Raw genomic sequence first — 20,574 nt, forward strand, 5'->3', positions numbered from 1 at the left:
AAGCAGAAAATAACGCAGGAATAGGATAACCACGCGATCTATCACAATATATGTAAAGTTTTGTATGATCTATCCAAAAAGAAGAGGCTCCTTTATGAGGAGCCTAACGTTATATTCTTATAAAATAATCGCGATTAAACCTCCAGATCCTTCGTTAATAATCCGTTCTAGCGTTTCTTTTAACTTATATCGCGCATTTTCAGGCATCAGCGACAGCTTTCCTTGAATCCCTTCTCTTACGATTGAACTTAGAGAGCGGCCAAATATATCTGAATTCCAAATTGAAAGCGGATCATCTTCAAAGTCTTGCATCAAATAACGAACTAATTCTTCGCTTTGCTTCTCCGTTCCGATAATCGGCGCAAATTCTGATTCTACATCCACTTTAATCATGTGTATAGAAGGTGCCACTGCTTTTAAACGAACTCCAAAACGCGATCCTTGGCGAATAATTTCAGGTTCATCAAGGCTCATATCTGAAAGCGAAGGTGCAGCTACACCATAACCCGTTTGTTTAACCATACGAAGGGCATCAGAGACTTGATCATATTCGGTTTTTGCATGCACAAAGTCTTGCATTAACTGCAGCAAATGATCTCTTCCGCGAATTTCTACTCCCACGATTTCTTTCAAAATCTGATCATATAAATCATCTGGAGCGTATAAGTCAATTTCGGCAATTCCCTGCCCCATCTCAATTCCGGCTAATCGAGCCTGATCGATAAACTCAAACTGGCTAAATTGCTCTACTACCCGTTCAACGTCTCTCAGCCTCTTAATATCTTTTACCGTTTCTTTAACGGCTTCTTGATAGCTTTCACGCAGCCAATGTTTATCTTTTAAAACCATTACCCAGCTTGGTAGATTAACGTTGACTTCTAATACAGGGAACTCGTAGAGTGCTTCTCTTAATACGTTCATCACATCAGTATCGCGCATGCTTTCCACACTCATCGCTAATACTGGGATATCATATTTTTCATTAAGCTTTGCACGAAGCTTTTCTGTATCAGGATGATATGGCTGTACGGTATTAATAACCATGATAAATGGTTTGCCTACTTCTTTTAGCTCATTAATGACGCGCTCTTCTGCTTCCACGTAATCTTGACGAGGTATATCTCCAATTGAGCCATCTGTTGTAATGACGACACCAATCGTTGAGTGTTCTTGAATTACCTTTCTCGTTCCAATTTCAGCCGCTTCGTGAAATGGAATTGGTTCTTCATACCAAGGTGTATTGATCATTCGAGGTCCGTTTTCATCTTCGTACCCTTTAGCGCCAGGCACCGTATATCCTACACAATCTACTAACCGTATGTTAACTTCTAGCCCGTCATCTACCAAAACATTAACTGCTTGATTCGGTACGAATTTCGGCTCAGTTGTCATAATCGTTTTTCCAGCTGCACTTTGTGGTAGTTCATCTTGTGTGCGAGCTCTTTCTGCCTCGTTCTCGATGTGAGGCAGGACCACCAGCTCCATAAATTTTTTAATAAATGTAGATTTTCCTGTTCGAACTGCTCCCACCACACCTAAATATATATCGCCTCCTGTACGTTCAGCGATATCTTTAAATACATCCACCTTTTCCAAAAGATCCCCTCCGATCTATGAGTTCATGGAATATGACATCCATTGCGAGAGTAAATTAGGACACTATATAGTTATGACGTTGTCCTATTAAAATATGACTTTTGATAGAAAAATTTATGATTTTTTTCATGCACATGCTGACTTAGTCATTCTGATTATCATTATTGGTGTACAAGAAAGAGAAAACCCCTTCTCTCTGAATATTATTCAAGGAGAAGGGGTTCATGACTTATTTTTTTAAAAATATTGGTTCATTCTTATCGTTGACTGTATAAGGAAGAGAGTAAGCAGGTACAAAATCACTGTTTTCCACAAGGAGCTTTCGTATATCTTCACCCGGTTTGTAGGAGCTTTTATGCTTTTGAATGGCATCATACAAATCAGGACGATAATCCACAAATACATCTCCCTGTCCATTAACAATTAAAGAAAGACTATTCCCTGTATATGGGCTAGTAACGACAGGAGGTTCTTTCATATTCAATTTTTTATAATTAATAGAGAATACTCCTGGAGCGATGACGTCTTTAAACGGTACGTACCCTTTATGATTTTGACGGTATATATTCAAATGTACATTAACATCTTGAATCGTATCCGCCATCCGTAAGTCTAATAATTTAACCGTGGGCTTTGTTTCTGCATCCACAAGCACGTACGCAAATATCCCTCCGCTTTCATACGAATTCCCAGGTGCGTCTTGCATGTATCTAGGAACAATTTTCGTAAAGTCAATCGGATATTTTTGATAAATCGGCGTGTCCATATCTTTCGTTTTTATCGGCAATAAGCCTCCGCTTTCTTGTTTAAATTGATCAACTGCCGTTTGCACGGAAGCAACTTGATCTTTATAAGGAACTTGATTTTGAGACATTCTTTCCGCCGGGTACAAACAACCGGATAATACAAAAATGGTTAACCCAACAATAGACGTTAGCATGAATTTTTTCATTTTTCTCACCCTACCATATGTACATTAAGCATCTGTCGGACCGCTGAATACAACAATTACCATAATAAGACCTGCTACAATCATGAGCGAATAGGCAATGAAAGCGAGTACAATTTTACCAACGCGGTTCGTAATTTTATAACGACTAAAGTAAATAGAAAATACCGAAATAAACATAAATACAATGGAACCCAATGAAATCCACATCTTTAACAAACCTGGCGACAAATTGCATCCACTCCTTTTTTCACCGTTATTATAACATAAGGACTTATAGTTAAGACGGATATTGATAGAACTTTCTAAATTCACTATTTATTTATCTTCCATTGATTCATGCTCTATAGTAATTACTTTCCTATTAAATTGACAAATTCCTGCTTTTTCACATAAAAAAAAATCGAAGCGAAGGGGGCTCTTCGCTTCGACTATAACTAAATATTCCCATACTAACAGTTCTACTCATCTTTATTTACACGTTATTTTATGCAAGTAAATGATTTTGGGTATCACCAATTGCCTATTTTTTCATATTTCTTTGCACTTAATTTAATTTTTCTCCTAAAACATTCGCTAAATCTTCCATTTCATGTGTTTTAGTACGAGACATAAGCGCGTCTACTGCATCTTTTGCCTTCACATCATTAAACAGTACATTATATAAAGCATCAGCAATCGGCATTTTTACGTCATATTTTTGAGATAGCTGGTAAGCTGCTTTCGTCGTGCGTACACCTTCTACAACCATTCCCATATTTTCTAATACTTCGTCTAAATTTTTGCCTTTTCCAAGAAGATTACCAGCGCGCCAATTTCGAGAATGAACGCTTGTACACGTTACAATCAAGTCTCCAATCCCGGTTAAACCTGAGAACGTCAGAGGATTGGCACCAAGCACAGTACCTAAACGAGCGATTTCAGCTAAGCCACGAGTCATAAGAGCGGCCTTCGCATTGTCACCATATCCAAGTCCATCCGTGATACCAGCAGCAAGAGCAATAATATTTTTTAACGCTCCCCCAATTTCCACACCAATCACATCAGGATTTGTATAAACACGGAAGTACTGTTGATTATTAAATAAATCCTGCACTTTTTCTGCTGCTTGTATATTTGTTGAAGCCGACGTCACGGTTGTCGGCTGCCTTCTACTTACTTCTTCAGCATGACTCGGACCTGATAAGACAACGATGTCTTTTGTATTAATTTCTTGTTGAATCATTTGAGATATACGTAAAAGAGAATCCGGCTCAATTCCTTTACTTACGTGAACAATTGTAAACAGTTCATCGGTAAGGGATTTTAGCTGCTGCAACACTTCACGAATGGCCTTCGTTGGAACAGCTAAAATAAGGGTTTCAACACCCTCTATTGCCTTTTCTAATGACGTAAAACCTTTAATCTGATGAGGAAGCTCTACACCAGGCAAATATTTTTCATTCTGATGCGTCTCGTTAATTTGATCAATGACTTGTTGTCTATGTCCCCAAATGCGAACATCGTGTCCATTTTCCGCCAATACGAAAGCTAATGCAGTTCCCCAGCTCCCTGCTCCTAGTACAGCTATTCTTTCCACGCCGATCACATCCTCTGTTATTTTCTTGGTCTTGCAATAATTTTAATTGGAGTTCCTTCGAATCCAAAAGCTTCACGAAGCTTATTTTCTAAGAAACGTTTATATGAAAAATGCATTAGCTCAGGATCATTTACAAACACAACAAAAGTTGGCGGCTTGATTGCTACTTGAGTTGTGTAATAGATTTTTAAGCGGTTGCCGTTGTGAGTAGGCGTAGGGTTCATTGCTACTGCATCCATAATCACATCATTTAAGATGCTTGTTTCTACACGTACCGCATGGCTTTCGCTTGCAAGATCAATCATTGGCAATAGCGTATGCGTACGTTTTTTCGTTTTAGCTGAAAGGAATACAATTGGAGCATATGTTAAGAACTGAAAATGCTCACGTATATTTTCTTCAAATTTTTTCATTGTTTTTTCATCTTTTTCTACTGTATCCCATTTGTTTACAACGATGACAACAGCTTTTCCAGCTTCTTGTGCATAGCCAGCAATTTTCTTATCTTGTTCAATAATACCCTCTTCAGCATTTAATACAATTAAGACAACATCTGAGCGTTCAATTGCCTTTAATGCGCGCAGTACGCTGTATTTTTCAGTACTCTCGTACACTTTTCCACGCTTTCTCATTCCAGCTGTATCAATAACAACATATTCTTGATCTTCTTTTGTAAACTTTGTATCAATGGCATCGCGTGTCGTACCGGCAAGATCACTGACAATAACACGGTCTTCACCTAGAAGAGCATTAACTAATGAAGATTTTCCTACGTTAGGACGACCAATCAATGAAAATTTAATGACGTCTTCTCCGTAATCTTCGTCTTTTTCTTTTGGAAAGTGCTTAGCTGCCTCGTCTAGCAGGTCACCTAAACCTAAACCATGCGTTCCTGAGATTGGGAACGGTTCGCCATATCCTAGTGCGTAGAAATCGTAGATTAATTCTCTCATTTCAGGATTATCTACTTTATTAACGGCTAGGACAACGGGCTTTTTCGATTTGTATAAAATTTTCGCCACTTCTTCATCAGCTGCAGTAATTCCATCGCGTCCATTCACTAGAAAAATGATTACGTCCGCTTCATCAATTGCAATTTCTGCCTGCTGTTTGATCTGTTCTAAAAATGGCTCATCTCCAATATCAATACCGCCAGTATCAATAATGTTAAAGTCCATATTCAGCCACTCACCTGAACTATAGATACGATCACGAGTTACACCCGGAATATCTTCTACAATAGATACTCGCTCTCCTACAATTCGGTTGAAAATTGTTGATTTTCCTACGTTGGGACGACCAACAATCGCAATAATTGGTTTTGGCATACGATTCTTCCCTTTCCTTGATCTTTTTTATGTATCGGCAACCAGTCTTTAATCGACTAAAGGTATTTATCTACATGTACAAATAAATAAGATCATTCTTTTTTCAAAAATTGAGGCCATGCAGCGTGGCATGACCTCTACTAATCGATCATAAGCGATAAAGCAGGCTTTTTATCAGCCCTATTTTACACCAAGCTGATTAACTGCCTATCCGCTGAATAAGCATTACTCTTTCAATCAAACAATTTTATCAAAAATCACCGGTAACAACAATATAATTTTACGAAATCTCTTCTTCTATTTGTAAGTACTTTGCTTTTGCCTGTGAGACTTTAGCACGTACAAATCTAAATAAGCAGAGAAATAAACCAGTATCTCCCAAATAAACACAGCTCCTACTGCCGTTGCTAAAACGTCGAGTGTCCGAAGAGACCCTACTTCATAAGATACAATATCTCGAATGACAACTGCGTATAAAAAATCTCCTCCAACTACACCTAAAATGATCGCTGCGAATCTTTTTTCAGCACCTTTAATCACCATAAAGCAAATATATAAGATAAGTCCAGTCAAAATCCACTTACGATCAATAAAAATCCATACAGGATCATAGAGCTCAAGCAAACAAAAACCAGCATAGGCAATTATTATAATGCCGCATACAATAACATAATATAACTGCTGAAATCTGCTGTATCCTGAAGCATAAACACACGCTACTCCTACTAAAAACAAAGCGGTGTAGCTGCATGAAAACTGAGTTATATGCATGTTCATTCCGCTTAGGAGTATACTGATTAATATAATGGCTGATACCTTCCAACGCCTAGATGTTTTGGGCATAAGAAAAGTCGCAACAATCCATCCCATCCACGAAAGCCAATAAAAGAAAATTCCGTCCACTGAATATGGCACCTCCTCTACCTGTCATCAGTATGTATCAATTTGGTAAAACTTAATCGGAGTTTTAGAATAGAACCGGTTATTTTGGACAACCTATCAGAAAAAAGGAGGGAATCTATAATGGGAAAAGATCGTCAAGAGAAAAAATTAAAAGAATCAAAACGAGTTGAATCTGACCGTGATCAAGGACTTCACTATCCAGGAGCAACTGGCTTGCAAAGTCCTGAAGAAGCGCGCGAGTTAAATGAGCATAAATAAAAAATGCGCTGACTAAGTCAGCGCATTTTTTATTTTAAAACTGGATGTGAAACAGGATAGGAACGTTCTTTCTTTCCTGTAAACAAAAAGAGAACTCCTCCCACTAACAATAGTGCTCCTGACAAATAAAATCCGAATTCCATACTTCCAAGTTTATCTGCAAAATACCCGGTAATGTAAGGCGCAAAGATCGATGACAGCATGCCGCTGAAGTTGAAAAAACCGTACACTTTAGAGTACATGGACGATGGAGTAATATCCGCCATATACGAAATCAAAATGGGATCTAATGCTAATTTCCCTATCAGACCGTACACAATTAAGCCGATTAATAGCCAAGAATAACTCTCTGTATAGGGAATAAAAAATTGACATAAAGCGCCCGCTACTGACAAACTCACAATTAATGCTTTTTTATTTGCAATTCGATCAGATATATACCCAAAGAAGATTGCTCCTGGAATAGACGCCCAAGGTACTAAAGATGCTATAATGCCTGTTTGAGACCCTTCTAAGCCTCGCGAGTGCTGCAAATAATAAGGAAGCCACGTCAGCATCCCAAAAAATCCGTAAAGAGAGCAGAAGATTAAAATGTATACGAAAATATGATTTTTTGTAAATAATACTTTTAGCGACTGCTTTGTTTCTTTATTTGGCGAATTTTTTTCTTGATCCCTTTGCTTATCTTTTACAAAGAAAGCTATTAAAATAGCTATTACTATAGTCGGAATAGCAAATAAGTAAAAAGTAAACTGCCAGTCTTTTTCTAACGTATATGTAATGTATGTAGAACCGATAAAACCAAGTGATATACCAAAAGCCATTCCACTATTGATGAGCGCAGACACTAGACCTCGGTATCGTTCAGACGTGATGCTTGAAGAAATTCCGTATTGTGAACCATAATACGTTCCTTCTCCAAGCCCTGTCAGCGCCCGCATGAGTAAGAACATACCGAAAGTAGTTGTAAGTCCTGTAAAAAATGTGGCAACTCCAAACAAGATGTATCCAGCTACTAAGATCTTAACGCGACCAAATCGATCTGCCAAAAAACCCGTTGGAATCTGCATAGCTGCATACGCGGCAAAAAACACGGTAGACATTAGCCCAAGTTCAGCTTTATTAAGATCCCACTGTGCACCGATATCTCCCATAACCGGAGATAAAATATTACGATCTGCATACATGAAAACCCAGCCTAAAAAGAAAAGAAAAATTGTAAATATAGGATGTCCCTTTTTCATTACGCCACCTCTTTTTTCTGATTTTTCTGTTTATTTAACTTATTATAAGGGGCCAACGTTTGGGATTTCATGCTTTTTGTCATTTCTTCTGCCAACATTTTTTGTTTTTTTAAATAAAAACGCGATCATTCATCTTCTAAAGAAATAAAAAAGCACGCAGTCAACTGCATGCTTTTTTATGATCTGTTATTAAATGTTTCTATAGATACATTTCGCTGAGTCAGCCAGCTATGGGTATCCCCTGTAATAACTAGAGGCATTTGCTGAAGCTTGGCAATAGAAGTTGCTCCTAACGCAGCCATGATGAACGTTAACTCCTCATGCAGCTCAGCTATCTCTCCTACAACTGCTTCTAAACCAGACTTCATTAAAATGGATAAAAAATATCCTGCCATTCCCGTTGCAGAAGCTCCTAACGCAATAGACTTAGCAATATCCATAGAGGTTTGAATACCTCCTGAACCAATAATGGACATACCTTCTACGTGCTGAGATACTTCCGCTAAAGAAGCTGCTGTGGAAATTCCCCAATCATTAAAGAAGTGAAAATGTTTTGCTCGTCTTTCATTTTCGATTTTCGAAAAATTGGTACCACCGTACCCACCAATATCAACGATTTCAACACCAACATCTTTAAGTTTTTGCACTGCTTGAGCGCTCATCCCAAAACCTACTTCTTTGACAATTACAGGAACGGCTACTTCTCGGACAATTCGTTCAATACGACGTAATGCATCGGTAAAATCACGATCTCCCTCTGGCATGACCAGTTCTTGTATAACATTTAAATGAATTTGAAGTCCATTTGCTTCAAGCATATCAACCGCTTTTTTAGCTTGTTCAACTGTAGCTTCACTGCCTAGGTTGGCAAAAATAACTCCGTTAGGGTTTTCTTGACGCACTACTCTGTATGATTGTTCTTCCTTTTCATCTTTAATCGCAGCCATCTGCGATCCAACGGCCATTGCTAATTGACCATGATGAGCAATTTGAGCAAACGAACGGTTAATCCGTTCCGTTTCTTGTCCGCCTCCGCCCGTCATAGCATTTATAAAAATTGGCGAACTTAAAAAAAGTTCGCCAATTTTTGTATCAATATGAACATCGTGCACGCCTGTATTTGGTAAGCTATTATGAACGAAGCGAATATCATCTAGCCCGTGCAGCCGATGCTGTCCCGTTTGAATCGCATGATGAATGTGATCAATTTTACGTTTTGCTCTGCTCACAAATCATCACCATTACTTATCTTAATTTTTTTAATTGATCCCCAATCATATCACCTAATTGGAAACCTTTTGACTCTTCTTGTAATTCATAGTCACCGTAATCTTCTTGTTCTTCTTCCTCAAGATCACGAATGCTTAACGAAACGCGTCGTTCTTGTTCATTCACATCAAGTACTTTTACCGTCACTTTTTCGCCTTCAGAAAGCACTTCATGCGGTGTCCCAATATGCTTATGTGAAATTTGAGAAATGTGTACAAGTCCTTCTACTCCAGGTAGAACTTCCACAAAAGCTCCAAAAGATACAAGTCTTTTAACGGTTCCTTCTACTACATCACCTTGGCGAAGCTTCGTAGAAATGTTGGACCATGGACCTTCTAACGTATCTTTAATAGATAATGAAACACGCCCCGTTGATTTGTCAACAGATAATACTTTGACTTTCACAGTATCTCCCTCAGCTACTACATCTGAAGGTTTTTCTACACGCGTATGTGAAAGCTGAGAAATATGCACTAACCCATCTACTCCGCCTACATCTACAAACGCACCAAAGTCTGTTAAGCGCTGAACGGTTCCTTCTAAAACCTGACCTTCTTTTAATGACTCAAGAACATTTTCTTTTTGTTGTACAAGCTCTTCTTCTACAACTGCACGATGCGAAAGGATCACGCGATTTTTTTCTTTATCTAATTCCACTACTTTGACTGTAAGAGTTTGATCTTGATACTCTGCGAAATCATCGACGAAATGAGTTTCAACAAGAGAAGCTGGAATGAATCCTCTTACACCAATATCTACAACTAATCCGCCTTTGACAATTTCTTTGACTACCGCTTCAAACACTTCACCTGAAGAAAGTTTTGCTTCTAAACCGTCCCATGCTTTTTCAGCATCTACAGCCCGTTTAGATAACACAAGCAAATCGTCTTCCACTTTAATTACTTTCGCTTCGACTTCGGCACCTTCTTGGATTACATCGCCTGCTTTTTCAATATGTAAGCTCGCTAATTCACTAATTGGAATAATACCGTCTAGTTTGCTGTTAGGTACATCTACATACACTTGCTTTTCTTCTACTTTTGTAATAGTACCTTTTACTGTTTCTCCTACTTCTAATGACGTTACCTCTACTTGATTCATATCTTCTGTCATCGTCTTTTCCTCCTCCAATATCCATCTACAATATGTATTCCCTTGTAAGAGTTCTTCACTCTCTTAGCTCATCATTATTGTATATAGCTCTGTATAGAAAAAACTCTCTTTGTTACTAACTTCTAATAAATAGAATCTTTTGTCAAGTCATAAGGTTACAAACTATTGATATTTTTCAATTAATTTACCAATGCTTTTCATAATAACTTCGGTTACTTCCTCGGCTGATGCTTTTCGTTCGCGAAGCTCATCCATCTGAATTGGGGGTCCGTACACTACTTTTAACCTTGCAAAACGCTTATATGGACCAATAACAGCGCAAGGCACAACAGCTGCTTTTGAACGCAAAGCAAAAAAGCCTACTCCAGCCATCCCTTTTCCTAATTTCCCATCTTTACTTCTTGTTCCTTCTGGAAATAATCCAAGCACTTTTCCTTCTTTTAAAATCTTTAACCCTTGGCGCAAAGCTTCACGATCTGCCATCCCGCGCTTTACAGGGAATGTTTCTAACTTTGGCAGGACCGTCTTCAGAAAAGGTGCTTTAAACAGCTCTGCTTTTGCCATAAACGAAATAGGCCTTGGACATGTCACACCTACAGTAGGCGGATCTAAGTTGTCAATATGATTTGAACAAAGCAAAACTCCGCCTTCTGAAGGGATATTTTCTGCACCGATTACTTCATAACGATAAACTGGTGTTAAAATACCTTTTACAATGGCACGTGCAAACATATAAAAGCTCAAAATCATCCAATCCTTTCTTTTGTAATAGAAAGTATTTTTTCTACAACTCCTTCAATCGATAAGGAAGTTGTATCGATTTCAATTGCATCTTCAGCTTTTTTAAGAGGTGCTACTTCGCGCTCAGAATCCAGCTTGTCTCTGCGGGCAATTTCTTCTTTTAAACGCTCTAAATTTGATTCAAAACCTTTTTTTATGTTTTCGTCATGGCGTCGCTGTGCTCTTTCATCCACAGACGCTAATAAAAAGATTTTAACTTCTGCGTGAGGAAGCACGTGTGTACCGATATCACGTCCATCCATTACAACGCCTCCATCTTTAGCAAGGCCCTGCTGTCTCGCTACCATCTCTTCACGAACTGCACGATGTTTCGCTACGATGGATACAGAGTTAGTTACTTCTGCGGAACGAATTTCACTTGTAACATTCTGTCCATTTAAGATGACTACCTGTCCAGATTCAGACGGTTTTAAATCGATTACTGTTTCGTTAAGCAAATGCAATAGCTCTTCTTCATTTTGCAAATCTACCTGGTTTTTCTGCGCTTGATACGTTAGAGCACGATACATCGCTCCTGTATCAACATAAATATATGATAAGGTTTCTGCTATAATCTTTGCCACTGTACTTTTCCCAGCAGCTGCAGGACCGTCAATCGCGATTGAAATTTGTTTTTCCATAAGTGCCTCCCTTAATTTCAAAACAGGAACAAACCACTTTCATCTTTTATACAATGAGCCATTTTATATGAAACGTTTATAAACGAAAAAAAGAGCAGGGGGTCTTCTCCTGCCTGGTGTTCACTGCATGTTTCTTTCCTAGCTATTCTACCATACGTCCGACTACTGGTCGAATGTTTCAATAATTTTATTAAAATTATTTTTGCTAACTCCCTCATACTGAATAACCTTTGAGAAATATGTACTGTGACTGCTAGATAGTAAAATACATTGGGCAATTATTAAAAACACAAATTGAATAACCACTAATTTAATTAAAATTCGTTCTATTCGATTCACCTTTTTTCTCCTTTTGTAAGAAGTAATACCTTTGCTTACAGTTTAGGAAAGAGAAGTTTTTTTTATACGCTAAAGAAGACCTTTTCTTCTTAGGTCGAGCTGACGCTTTAAGGTATAACGAATCATCATTTCTTTCGTTTGTTTTTCCATATCCATAAATTTAATAGATAGCTGACCTACTTTACAAGAAGTCGGGGCGGTAATTCGTACAACTTCCCCTTTTAATTCAAGATGCTGCAAAGCTCCCTCACGATTAGGAAGACTTAATCGTACAACAACCGAATCTTTCTCATTAAAAAGCAGCGAGTGATGGAAGGAGCCGGCTATTCCACCTGCACTGATGTTTTTAGTCATGATTTCCATTACGTCCTGCTGTTCTTGTTCACTTTCTATCACCGCCTTCACTGTAAGCCGCACACGGAAAAAATTTCTTCTTTGGATGGATTTTAACTTTTTATCGCCCGGGTAAAAGAGCTTCACAACAGGCATGCCTTTTATTTCACGCCCTGTTACTTCAGTTGGAAAGGTATATACATTTTGATTGTAACCAATAAACGTGGCAAGCAATTTTGTACCTTTTAGTAAAAAAGCACTTCGCTGCGTTTCTTCATTTAGCGGATAGCTAATATAAATCACGTCTTCCGTAAACTCAACTACCTTACATCGATATGTTTGTTGTAATGTAGACTCTCTGTGCCCGCTCTCTAACGTCAACCTCATTCCCGCTTTTATCATCTTCTCTCTCCTTCAGTTCCACTATATACACTTTTTCCTTTTATTCAAACATAGTCAAATATATTTATTTCGCAAATATAAATTAGTTATTTAGACTCAATAAAATATTACAAAACACAAAAACCAGTGTCTATAGACACCGGTTTTTGTCAACTTTACACTTCATTATATAAAGGTTCTGAGTTTTGCAGTTTTTCGACTTTTTCTTCAAAACCCGTATCGGCATTGATGAAAATTCGATACGTATCATTTTTTATTGTCCCTAAAAACTCATAGCATAGCACTTCTTCGTTTAAATCATTCGTAATAATTGCCAAGTGGTCTTCCATCACTTTGACGTTCGAGTTCAGCTTGGTTTTTGCCTGTTCTTTTGAAATTTTAGGTTTTGGAATATCTCTTGTACGATGTTTTAATAAGAAGTCTTTAGCTGAGAAACCAATCACAGATCCATCTTCTAAAGACATTTTCATTTTAACTGAATCCGGATAAATCCGAACTCCACTTTCCGTCTGCTCTACGAATGTAAAGACTCCCATGTTGTCGTATTGAGCGCTTTCAGCCATCACTAGGCTTTCAAAACGATGATCTTTTAAAAACTTATTCGCTTTGTTCATAGCATCGTTTAAACTAATATTTTGTTTTTTAATATCTCGATCTTCGAGCACCCAAAGCGGATATCCACCTTTTTGTGTAATATCCATATACGTCTCTTGTTTAGTCTTCGGATCTGTAATGGTTAAGCTGTACACCTCATAATCGGCATCTTTTCCGCTCTTTACAATATGAATTTGTTCATTTCCTTTTAAATTCAAAAACGAACGCGCCACTTGTTTTGCAACATCTTCACTAACTTCTCTACCTTTTAATTGATGAAAAGCGTTTTTTTCCTGCTCATTCGTTGCATTCATAACGCCTAAATCTGTTTCGGCAAAAGAATCCATACTTTTTTCAACGGTTTTTAATCCGTCAATAATCGTATTGTCCCCTTGCTTTTCTTTTGTGGCTAAGGCTAGCTCAACATCCATCCAGCGCAAGTTATTATCAATGACTAGATGCTGTACTTGGCGCATTTCATTTTGAATTTCGCCTGACTGATCATAAAGCGAATTTAACGTTTTATACTCTTTATCTGTTAAGGGGGATTTGCTTAAATCCCTTACCGCCACTTTATACGTAAAGTCACCAACATCTGAAAGAAACTCTTCTGTTTTATTGAACGGTAAAAGCGATAAAGGCAGCTGTCCTACATTGTTATGAGCTTCAGAAGTTAAACGCCATACTTCTGCAAGCGCGGGCGAAAGCTGATCTCTCGAACTCATGGCGAGCGTGCCACCGATTTTATCATTTAATAAATCTAGCTGATATGACAAATCATGAAATGCTCGTTGATACGTATTCTCCGCTTGAAGCAGCACAGCATCTTTTTCTTGATGTTCGCTGTACCCCCAATACCCTACACCTACAACACCAATAGCTAATAATACAATTAAAATTGTTCGAATCATGTTTCCTTCACCTCTCTTTATCGACAGAAAATGTGTTTCCCGATTTGCTTAATTTGAGGACGTGACCAAATCCATGCGCTTGTTGCTGTATCTGGATTAAAGTAATAAATAGCATTCCCAGTAGGATCCCATCCGTTAATAGCATCCATAACCGCTTTTTTAGATGTTGGATTGGGTTCAAGCCAAATTTGCCCATCTGCTACGGCAGTAAATGCACGCGGTTCAAAAATAACTCCAGCGACTGTATTTGGAAATGACGGACTGTTAACTCGGTTCAAAATAACGGCCGCTACGGCTACTTGGCCATTATATGGTTCACCCCGTGCTTCACCATGCACGGCATTTGCCATGAGCTGAATATCATTTTGTGAAAAACCGCTCGGTACATTCACCGCTGTTGGCTTTTGTGCTTTTTCTTTCTGTTGTTCAGAATTTCCTTTAGACGTATTACGCTGCGGCTGACTGGCAGGTTTTTTTGCTTGAGAAGATCCGCTTTGTGCTTTTTGTTGACCATTATTCCCGCTGCTTTTCCCACTGCTACCGCTTCCTTTAGACTGTTGATCAAGAGGCTGACCGCCATAGTGCGTAAACTTATTCCCTTTTCTAATTTGATTTTTCACATAGTTTTCGTGATATTTTGTTGCGTTGGCTAATTTAATCTTTGTTTGCCAGCCTGCTAAACCGTCAATCTTTTTAATGCCAAATTCATATTGAAAATTGCGCAGTGCCCAGTATGTGCTCCATCCAAATACACCGTCAATTTTCCCATTATAATAACCTAAATACTGAAGTCTCGACTGCAGCTCAATAACGTCATCTCCAACTGCTCCGTGTTGAATGACTTGATTTGAAAACGCGTGAGCGGCCTTTGGACTCACAACGGACGCTGCAATAAATGAACATATGCATATGAGACATGCATACTTTTTAAAACATCGAAATGATAACATGACAAAACCTCCTACATCGTATGTAACTGATAAGATGATAGGAGTATTTTTTGTAAAGGTTGTTTTTTTATACAAGATGCGCAAAATTTACCGAAATGAAAAAAACTCAGCTCATAAATCTCTCAAAAAAGATTTACAAGCTGAGCCTAGACAATCGATGGCTGTTTGGCCTTTTTTACTTTTCTTAATGCCAGCCACCATAAATAAATCATAAATGGAATAATAATAAATACCCAATGATCCATTGTTTTTAAAATATAATCATATGTTCCATGTAAAATGAGCGGCGCAAATACGGAATACAGCGTCCACTTCGTTTTTTCCTTTCCTTCAGAAAACTTTGCTTTCCCTAAATAATACCCCATAATGACGCCGAATAAAGCATGACTAGATACGGGTAAAAAGGCTCTTCCTAGCGCTGATTCTAAACCATTTGCAAATAAATATAAAATATTTTCAACGGTAGCAAAACCTAAGGAAACAGCTGCCCCGTAAACAATTCCATCATAATGCTCATCAAATTCCACATGCTGATAAATCGTGAAATATAAAATGAACCATTTGAAAAATTCTTCTAAAAAGCTTGTCGTAAAAAATGCTTGAAGAAAAGGTGATTGAAAAACGTGTTCTTCACCAAATACATATTGAATAAACATAATTGGCAAAACAAGCATTGCTCCAAAAATAAATGTTTTTAATACCATTGAAATCGGCTCAGTTTCATATTCATCTTTCAAATAAAAAAAACTTAACAATGCCAATCCTGGCGCAATGCCTGCAGATACAATCGCCAACATAAATAGCGCCTCATCTCCTCTATTTTTTTTAATAGTAACATGTTATCTTTAGGATGAAAATCTCCGTCTATAATGTCCTTATCTTTATATGTAAATGCTCACATAACTTGCTGTCGATTTACAAAGCCTAACAAAGACCTTAAACAAGTATACCAAAAAATGTATCATACTTATATGAAAAATTGAAAGGAGCTCTCTATGAAAACTGTTTATATTCTTCACACCGGCGGCACAATCTCTATGAAAGAAGACATGGCAACTGGATCGGTAACACCAGATATTCAAAATCCGCTTCACCGCTCAACATCATCTGTTTCAGGTATGGCCAATGTAATCGTAGAAGAAGCATTTCATCTGCCTTCTCCTCACATTACTCCTAAGGAAATGCTTATACTTTCAAAAAAAATACGCGATAAAATTAATGAGGGCAAAATTGATGCAGTCGTGTTAACCCACGGTACGGACACGCTGGAAGAAACCGCTTATTTTTTAGATCTAACAGTGCATACAGATATTCCAATTGTCTTAACTGGAGCCATGAGATCAAGCAATGAGATCGGTTCAGACGGTCCTTATAATTTTATATCTGCGGTTCGGGTGGCTATTAGTGACGGTGCAAAAGGAAAAGGTGTCTTAGTGGTGATGAACGATGAAATTCATACCGCTGAAAATGTGACCAAGACCCACACAAGCAACGTGGCGACATTTCAAAGCCCTCAGTACGGGCCAATAGGATTAATCACAAAACGCGGCGTATCTTTTCACCACATGCCTACAGAACATGAATTTTATCCTGTTAATCAGATAGATAAACAAATCACTTTATTAAAAGCTTATGCAGGAATGGACGATCAATTATTTCAAGCGGCGGCTTCAATGAATGTCGATGGACTTGTAATTGAAGCCCTCGGCCAAGGAAATCTCCCTCCCCTTGCACTTCCGGGAATTCAATTGCTTTTAAAACGAAAGATACCCATCGTGCTCGTTTCTCGCTGTTTTAATGGAATTGCTCAAGATGTATATGGATATGAAGGCGGTGGCAAGCAGTTGAAAGAGATGGGCGTTATTTTTTCAAATGGCTTAAATGGTCCTAAAGCACGCATTAAACTGTTAGTTGCTCTCCAAGTAACAACGAATCATGATGAACTGCAGCAGCTATTTAATCATTAGTAAAACAACGCATAGAAGCCTATGCGTTGTTTTTGTTGATAATATGAGAAGCGATTGATTTTCCATGAAAACGTCCATTTTCAATAAAAATCTCATTAGCATTGTTTCCTGCAGCAATCACACCAGCGATATAAATTCCTTCCACGTTTGTTTCCATCGTCTCTTCGTTAAAAGAAGGGCGGCCTGTTTCATCATCTAATTCCACACCCATTTTTGTTAAGAACGAATGATCAGGGTGATAGCCAGTCATGGCAAAAACGAAATCGTTACTAATCGTAGATTCTTTCCCTTCCTGCTCATATGTTACCGTTTCATCCGTTATCTTTGTTACATGAGCATTAAAATGCATCTGAATTGTTCCATTTCGAACCAGCGCCTCAAATTCAGGCAATATCCAAGGTTTTACGCTAGAGGAGTAATCTGAGCCACGATAAATAACCGTCACCCTTGCATCACACTTCACCAATTCCAGAGCTGCATCGACGCTAGAGTTTTTTCCGCCTATAACGACTACATCTTTATCAAAGTACGGATGCGCTTCTTTGAAATAATGAAATACCTTTGATAAATCTTCACCAGGAACATTCATATAATTAGGATGATCGTAATAGCCCGTAGCTATAATGACATTCTCCGCTTCATATGTCTCTTTAGATGTTGTGACAATAAATTGGTTTTCCGCTTGTTTGTCTACTTGCAAGACACGTTCAAACGACTGAATTCGAACCTGCTTGCGCTTCACCACTTCTCGGTAGTAAGCAAGAGCTTGGTTGCGCACAGGCTTACGATTTTCCGTAATAAAAGGGACATCCCCAATTTCTAGTTTTTCACTCGAACTAAAAAACGTTTGGTGGGTCGGATAGTTATAAATGGCATTCACAATATTCCCTTTTTCAATTACAAGGGCATCCATACCTGTATGTTGAAGCTCAATAGCTGCTGAAAGACCGCATGGTCCTCCGCCAACAATAATTACTTTTTCTTTCTTCATGCCTGTCACTCCTTCAGTTGTAAACGCACCTTTTTTTTATTTTAACGCAGTGTAAAACAAAAAAATCTCCTCATTAATGATAGGAGATTTTTTCTATTTACGCAATTGTTCTGCTGTTCTGTTTTTAAATCCAGCCTCTGAAACGAGAGCCTTCTGCCATTTTTCTTACGCCTATCATATAAGCAGCTAGACGCATGTCGACTTTTCGAGTTGTAGAGGTTTCGTAGATGTTATTAAATGATTTAACCATTACTTTTTCAAGCTTTTCTTCTACTTCTTCTTCCGTCCAATAATAACCTTGGTTATTTTGCACCCATTCAAAATAAGAGACTGTTACACCGCCGGCGCTTGCCAAAACGTCTGGAACTAATAAAATTCCTCTTTCTGACAAGATGCGCGTTGCTTCAAGAGTTGTTGGTCCATTTGCTGCTTCTACAACAATACTCGCTTGAATGTTATGGGCGTTTTCTTCTGTAATTTGATTTTCAATCGCAGCTGGAACTAGGATGTCACAGTCAAGTTCAAGCAGCTCTTTATTGCTGATTGTATTATTGAATAATTTCGTTACTGTGCCAAAGCTATCGCGTCGATCTAATAAATAATCAATGTCTAAGCCGTTAGGATCATGCAGCGCTCCGTACGCATCGGATATCCCTACAATTTTAGCGCCAGCGTCGTGCATGAACTTAGCTAAAAAGCTTCCTGCATTTCCAAACCCTTGTACTACTACCCGTGCGCCTTGTAATTCAATGCCTCGTTTTTTCGCTGCTTCACGAATACAAATAGTTACTCCTTTTGCAGTCGCTGTTTCACGGCCGTGCGAACCACCCAAGACAAGGGGCTTTCCAGTAATAAAGCCCGGTGAGTTAAATTCATCAATCCGGCTGTATTCATCCATCATCCAAGCCATAATTTGTGAATTTGTAAACACATCCGGCGCTGGAATATCCTTTGTTGGTCCAACAATTTGGCTAATCGCACGAACATATCCGCGGCTTAAACGCTCTAATTCTCCAAAAGACATATTTCGAGGATCACAAACAATTCCACCTTTTCCTCCACCGTAAGGAAGGTCAACGATTCCACATTTTAAACTCATCCATATAGATAGAGCTTTTACTTCTTTTTCAGTTACGTTTGGGTGAAAACGAATTCCACCTTTCGTAGGACCAACTGCATCGTTATGCTGCGCTCGGTGACCTGTAAAAATCTTAACTGATCCGTCATCCATACGAACAGGAATTTTTACTGTCATCATTCGTAATGGCTCTTTTAATAGTTCATACACTTCATCAGGATAGCCTAGTTTTTCTAACGCTTTATGTATCACTGTTTGTGTAGATTTTAAAACATCATGCTTCTCTTCTTGACTATTTTTACTGTCTTGCATCTTGTCGGCTACCATCTGTAAACCTCCTAAAATGTATCGAAAATTATTCGTTTTTAATTGAATGGTGCTTCTTTCATGACATAGTATACACCCTTAGTTTTACATTGCAAAGGAAAATATCGAACTTTTAGTATTTTTTGTGTTCTTCTAAGAAAACGCTTCCAATAACTTTACAAGGTATGCTACAATGTTTTAAGTCTGCCTCTTTTCTAGTATGCTTTAATCGTCTAAAAAAAATTAAAAACACCCGGTGATAAAGAGCACTTTCAACAACTTTGTACAAGCTGAAAGTGCAGCCACTCTTATTTTAATAAAAGTGCTTTATCCTTCACGGGTGTAATTATTTCAATTAAACAGTTAAGAAAAGACAGAGTTAATATACTCCAAAGCTCTCTTTTCTACTAACATTTTTCCATATTCATTTACGCGGTGCTTTGTAATTGTAGAGGGATTTCCATACTCCGCCAAAACCGCAATCATATTCCCAACTTCAGCTGGTGACAGCATGTGATAATCCAGCAGCACGTAAAAACGTTTTTCAAATGAATAGAGCACGCTATCCGTATCGTAAAAGTTTGACAGGCGTTTGGTCAGCTGAATGACATCTTCAAATGAATCAAACTCAAAAAACATGTCTTCGCTTTCATCTAGCATGACCTGCATTTCAATGAAGTCCTCGAACTCGTCTTCATCGAACTCACCGTAGCTGGTTTCTTCTTCATACTGCTTTGTCACAAATACAACCATTCCCTGTGCTTGAAGTGAAAAAACTTCTACCGAAAGAGAATTTGTAGGTTCAAAGTTCAGTTCTTGAGAAGCTTGCTCTATCATCTCACGAAAGAGCTGTTTTACTTTGAATGTATCTGTCCATAGATCTTCTTTTGTTAACCCTCTTTCTTTTAAATCATCGTAGGTCAAAAAAACTTTTAGCTTATTATAGTTTAATCGTTCAAGCCTCATTAGCGTCCCTCCCCGCTTGCACTCATAACCACATGGTTCGATAATGCAGTATATGTATTTTTTGGAAAACGGTTCGT

Annotated in this window: 21 protein-coding genes; 2 read left to right on the top strand and 19 right to left on the bottom strand. The window is 38.2% G+C overall.

The annotated features are described in order from the left end of the window. Positions 1 to 117: 117 nt before the first annotated feature. The 6 genes from spoIVA to LIS78_RS21995 all read right to left on the bottom strand — a co-directional run bounded on the left by spoIVA (position 118) and on the right by LIS78_RS21995 (position 6,355). On the bottom strand, positions 118 to 1,596 hold the full coding sequence (spoIVA, locus tag LIS78_RS21970) for a stage IV sporulation protein A (protein ID WP_013059017.1): 1,479 nt from the start codon (positions 1,594 to 1,596) through the stop codon (positions 118 to 120). A gap of 229 nt (positions 1,597 to 1,825) precedes the next feature. Continuing rightward, on the bottom strand, positions 1,826 to 2,548 hold the full coding sequence (locus LIS78_RS21975) for a YphF family lipoprotein (RefSeq protein ID WP_098599820.1): 723 nt from the start codon (positions 2,546 to 2,548) through the stop codon (positions 1,826 to 1,828). Between the two features lie 24 nt (positions 2,549 to 2,572). Next, positions 2,573 to 2,776, bottom strand: a complete 204-nt coding sequence (locus tag LIS78_RS21980) for a DUF2768 domain-containing protein (RefSeq protein WP_116073485.1) — start codon at positions 2,774 to 2,776, stop codon at positions 2,573 to 2,575. 316 nt (positions 2,777 to 3,092) lie between these two features. Further along, positions 3,093 to 4,124, bottom strand: coding sequence for an NAD(P)H-dependent glycerol-3-phosphate dehydrogenase (locus tag LIS78_RS21985; RefSeq protein WP_252284354.1), 1,032 nt, complete (start codon positions 4,122 to 4,124; stop codon positions 3,093 to 3,095). Between the two features lie 17 nt (positions 4,125 to 4,141). Then, positions 4,142 to 5,452 carry a ribosome biogenesis GTPase Der gene (gene der, locus LIS78_RS21990; protein ID WP_057243147.1) on the bottom strand — a complete coding sequence of 437 codons (1,311 nt, stop codon included), beginning with the start codon at positions 5,450 to 5,452 and terminating at the stop codon, positions 4,142 to 4,144. Between the two features lie 297 nt (positions 5,453 to 5,749). Beyond that, a complete protein-coding gene (locus LIS78_RS21995) occupies positions 5,750 to 6,355 on the bottom strand; it encodes a YphA family membrane protein (protein ID WP_252284355.1) in 606 nt (201 codons plus the stop codon). Between the two features lie 120 nt (positions 6,356 to 6,475). Here LIS78_RS21995 and LIS78_RS22000 point away from each other — a divergent pair, with 120 nt between their 5' ends. Further along, a complete protein-coding gene (locus LIS78_RS22000; RefSeq protein ID WP_116073489.1) occupies positions 6,476 to 6,613 on the top strand; it encodes a YpzI family protein in 138 nt (45 codons plus the stop codon). Between the two features lie 29 nt (positions 6,614 to 6,642). On the opposite strand, the gene LIS78_RS22005 is transcribed toward LIS78_RS22000, so the two are convergent. From LIS78_RS22005 to prsW, 10 genes are all read right to left on the bottom strand, one after another. Further along, positions 6,643 to 7,857 (bottom strand): MFS transporter, encoded by a 1,215-nt coding sequence (locus tag LIS78_RS22005; RefSeq protein WP_195781933.1) that lies wholly within the window; start codon positions 7,855 to 7,857, stop codon positions 6,643 to 6,645. A gap of 176 nt (positions 7,858 to 8,033) precedes the next feature. Continuing rightward, positions 8,034 to 9,086 carry a type 2 isopentenyl-diphosphate Delta-isomerase gene (gene fni, locus LIS78_RS22010; protein ID WP_252284356.1) on the bottom strand — a complete coding sequence of 351 codons (1,053 nt, stop codon included), beginning with the start codon at positions 9,084 to 9,086 and terminating at the stop codon, positions 8,034 to 8,036. A gap of 16 nt (positions 9,087 to 9,102) precedes the next feature. After that, positions 9,103 to 10,239 carry a 30S ribosomal protein S1 gene (gene rpsA / locus LIS78_RS22015; RefSeq protein ID WP_252284357.1) on the bottom strand — a complete coding sequence of 379 codons (1,137 nt, stop codon included), beginning with the start codon at positions 10,237 to 10,239 and terminating at the stop codon, positions 9,103 to 9,105. A gap of 162 nt (positions 10,240 to 10,401) precedes the next feature. Beyond that, the gene (locus LIS78_RS22020) at positions 10,402 to 10,989 is read right to left on the bottom strand and encodes a lysophospholipid acyltransferase family protein (protein WP_252284358.1); all 588 of its coding nucleotides are present in this window, start codon (positions 10,987 to 10,989) and stop codon (positions 10,402 to 10,404) included. Further along, positions 10,986 to 11,660, bottom strand: a complete 675-nt coding sequence (cmk, locus tag LIS78_RS22025) for a (d)CMP kinase (RefSeq protein ID WP_013059029.1) — start codon at positions 11,658 to 11,660, stop codon at positions 10,986 to 10,988. Before cmk ends, LIS78_RS22020 begins: the two co-directional genes overlap by 4 nt. A gap of 162 nt (positions 11,661 to 11,822) precedes the next feature. Beyond that, positions 11,823 to 11,999 (bottom strand): YpfB family protein, encoded by a 177-nt coding sequence (locus tag LIS78_RS22030; RefSeq protein WP_013059030.1) that lies wholly within the window; start codon positions 11,997 to 11,999, stop codon positions 11,823 to 11,825. 69 nt (positions 12,000 to 12,068) lie between these two features. Further along, on the bottom strand, positions 12,069 to 12,734 hold the full coding sequence (locus LIS78_RS22035) for a flagellar brake protein (protein WP_252284359.1): 666 nt from the start codon (positions 12,732 to 12,734) through the stop codon (positions 12,069 to 12,071). Positions 12,735 to 12,889: 155 nt separating this feature from the next. After that, the gene (gene ypeB, locus LIS78_RS22040) at positions 12,890 to 14,239 is read right to left on the bottom strand and encodes a germination protein YpeB (RefSeq protein ID WP_195781929.1); all 1,350 of its coding nucleotides are present in this window, start codon (positions 14,237 to 14,239) and stop codon (positions 12,890 to 12,892) included. 17 nt (positions 14,240 to 14,256) lie between these two features. Next, the gene (gene sleB, locus LIS78_RS22045) at positions 14,257 to 15,189 is read right to left on the bottom strand and encodes a spore cortex-lytic enzyme (RefSeq protein WP_057233606.1); all 933 of its coding nucleotides are present in this window, start codon (positions 15,187 to 15,189) and stop codon (positions 14,257 to 14,259) included. A gap of 146 nt (positions 15,190 to 15,335) precedes the next feature. Continuing rightward, positions 15,336 to 15,986, bottom strand: coding sequence for a glutamic-type intramembrane protease PrsW (gene prsW / locus LIS78_RS22050; protein ID WP_013059034.1), 651 nt, complete (start codon positions 15,984 to 15,986; stop codon positions 15,336 to 15,338). A 198-nt stretch (positions 15,987 to 16,184) separates the two neighbouring features. Between prsW and LIS78_RS22055 the strand changes: the two genes are divergently transcribed. After that, on the top strand, positions 16,185 to 17,156 hold the full coding sequence (locus LIS78_RS22055; protein ID WP_195781928.1) for an asparaginase: 972 nt from the start codon (positions 16,185 to 16,187) through the stop codon (positions 17,154 to 17,156). Between the two features lie 19 nt (positions 17,157 to 17,175). Here LIS78_RS22055 and LIS78_RS22060 read toward each other — a convergent pair whose 3' ends face one another. From LIS78_RS22060 to LIS78_RS22070, 3 genes are all read right to left on the bottom strand, one after another. Then, positions 17,176 to 18,147 (bottom strand): YpdA family putative bacillithiol disulfide reductase, encoded by a 972-nt coding sequence (locus LIS78_RS22060; protein WP_252284360.1) that lies wholly within the window; start codon positions 18,145 to 18,147, stop codon positions 17,176 to 17,178. Between the two features lie 124 nt (positions 18,148 to 18,271). Then, positions 18,272 to 19,537 (bottom strand): Glu/Leu/Phe/Val family dehydrogenase, encoded by a 1,266-nt coding sequence (locus LIS78_RS22065; protein WP_370506064.1) that lies wholly within the window; start codon positions 19,535 to 19,537, stop codon positions 18,272 to 18,274. 357 nt (positions 19,538 to 19,894) lie between these two features. After that, a complete protein-coding gene (locus LIS78_RS22070; protein ID WP_252284361.1) occupies positions 19,895 to 20,497 on the bottom strand; it encodes a genetic competence negative regulator in 603 nt (200 codons plus the stop codon). Between the last annotated feature and the right edge of the window lie 77 nt (positions 20,498 to 20,574).

The sequence above is a fragment of the Priestia megaterium genome, from assembly GCF_023824195.1.
Lineage (GTDB): Bacteria > Bacillota > Bacilli > Bacillales > Bacillaceae_H > Priestia > Priestia megaterium_D.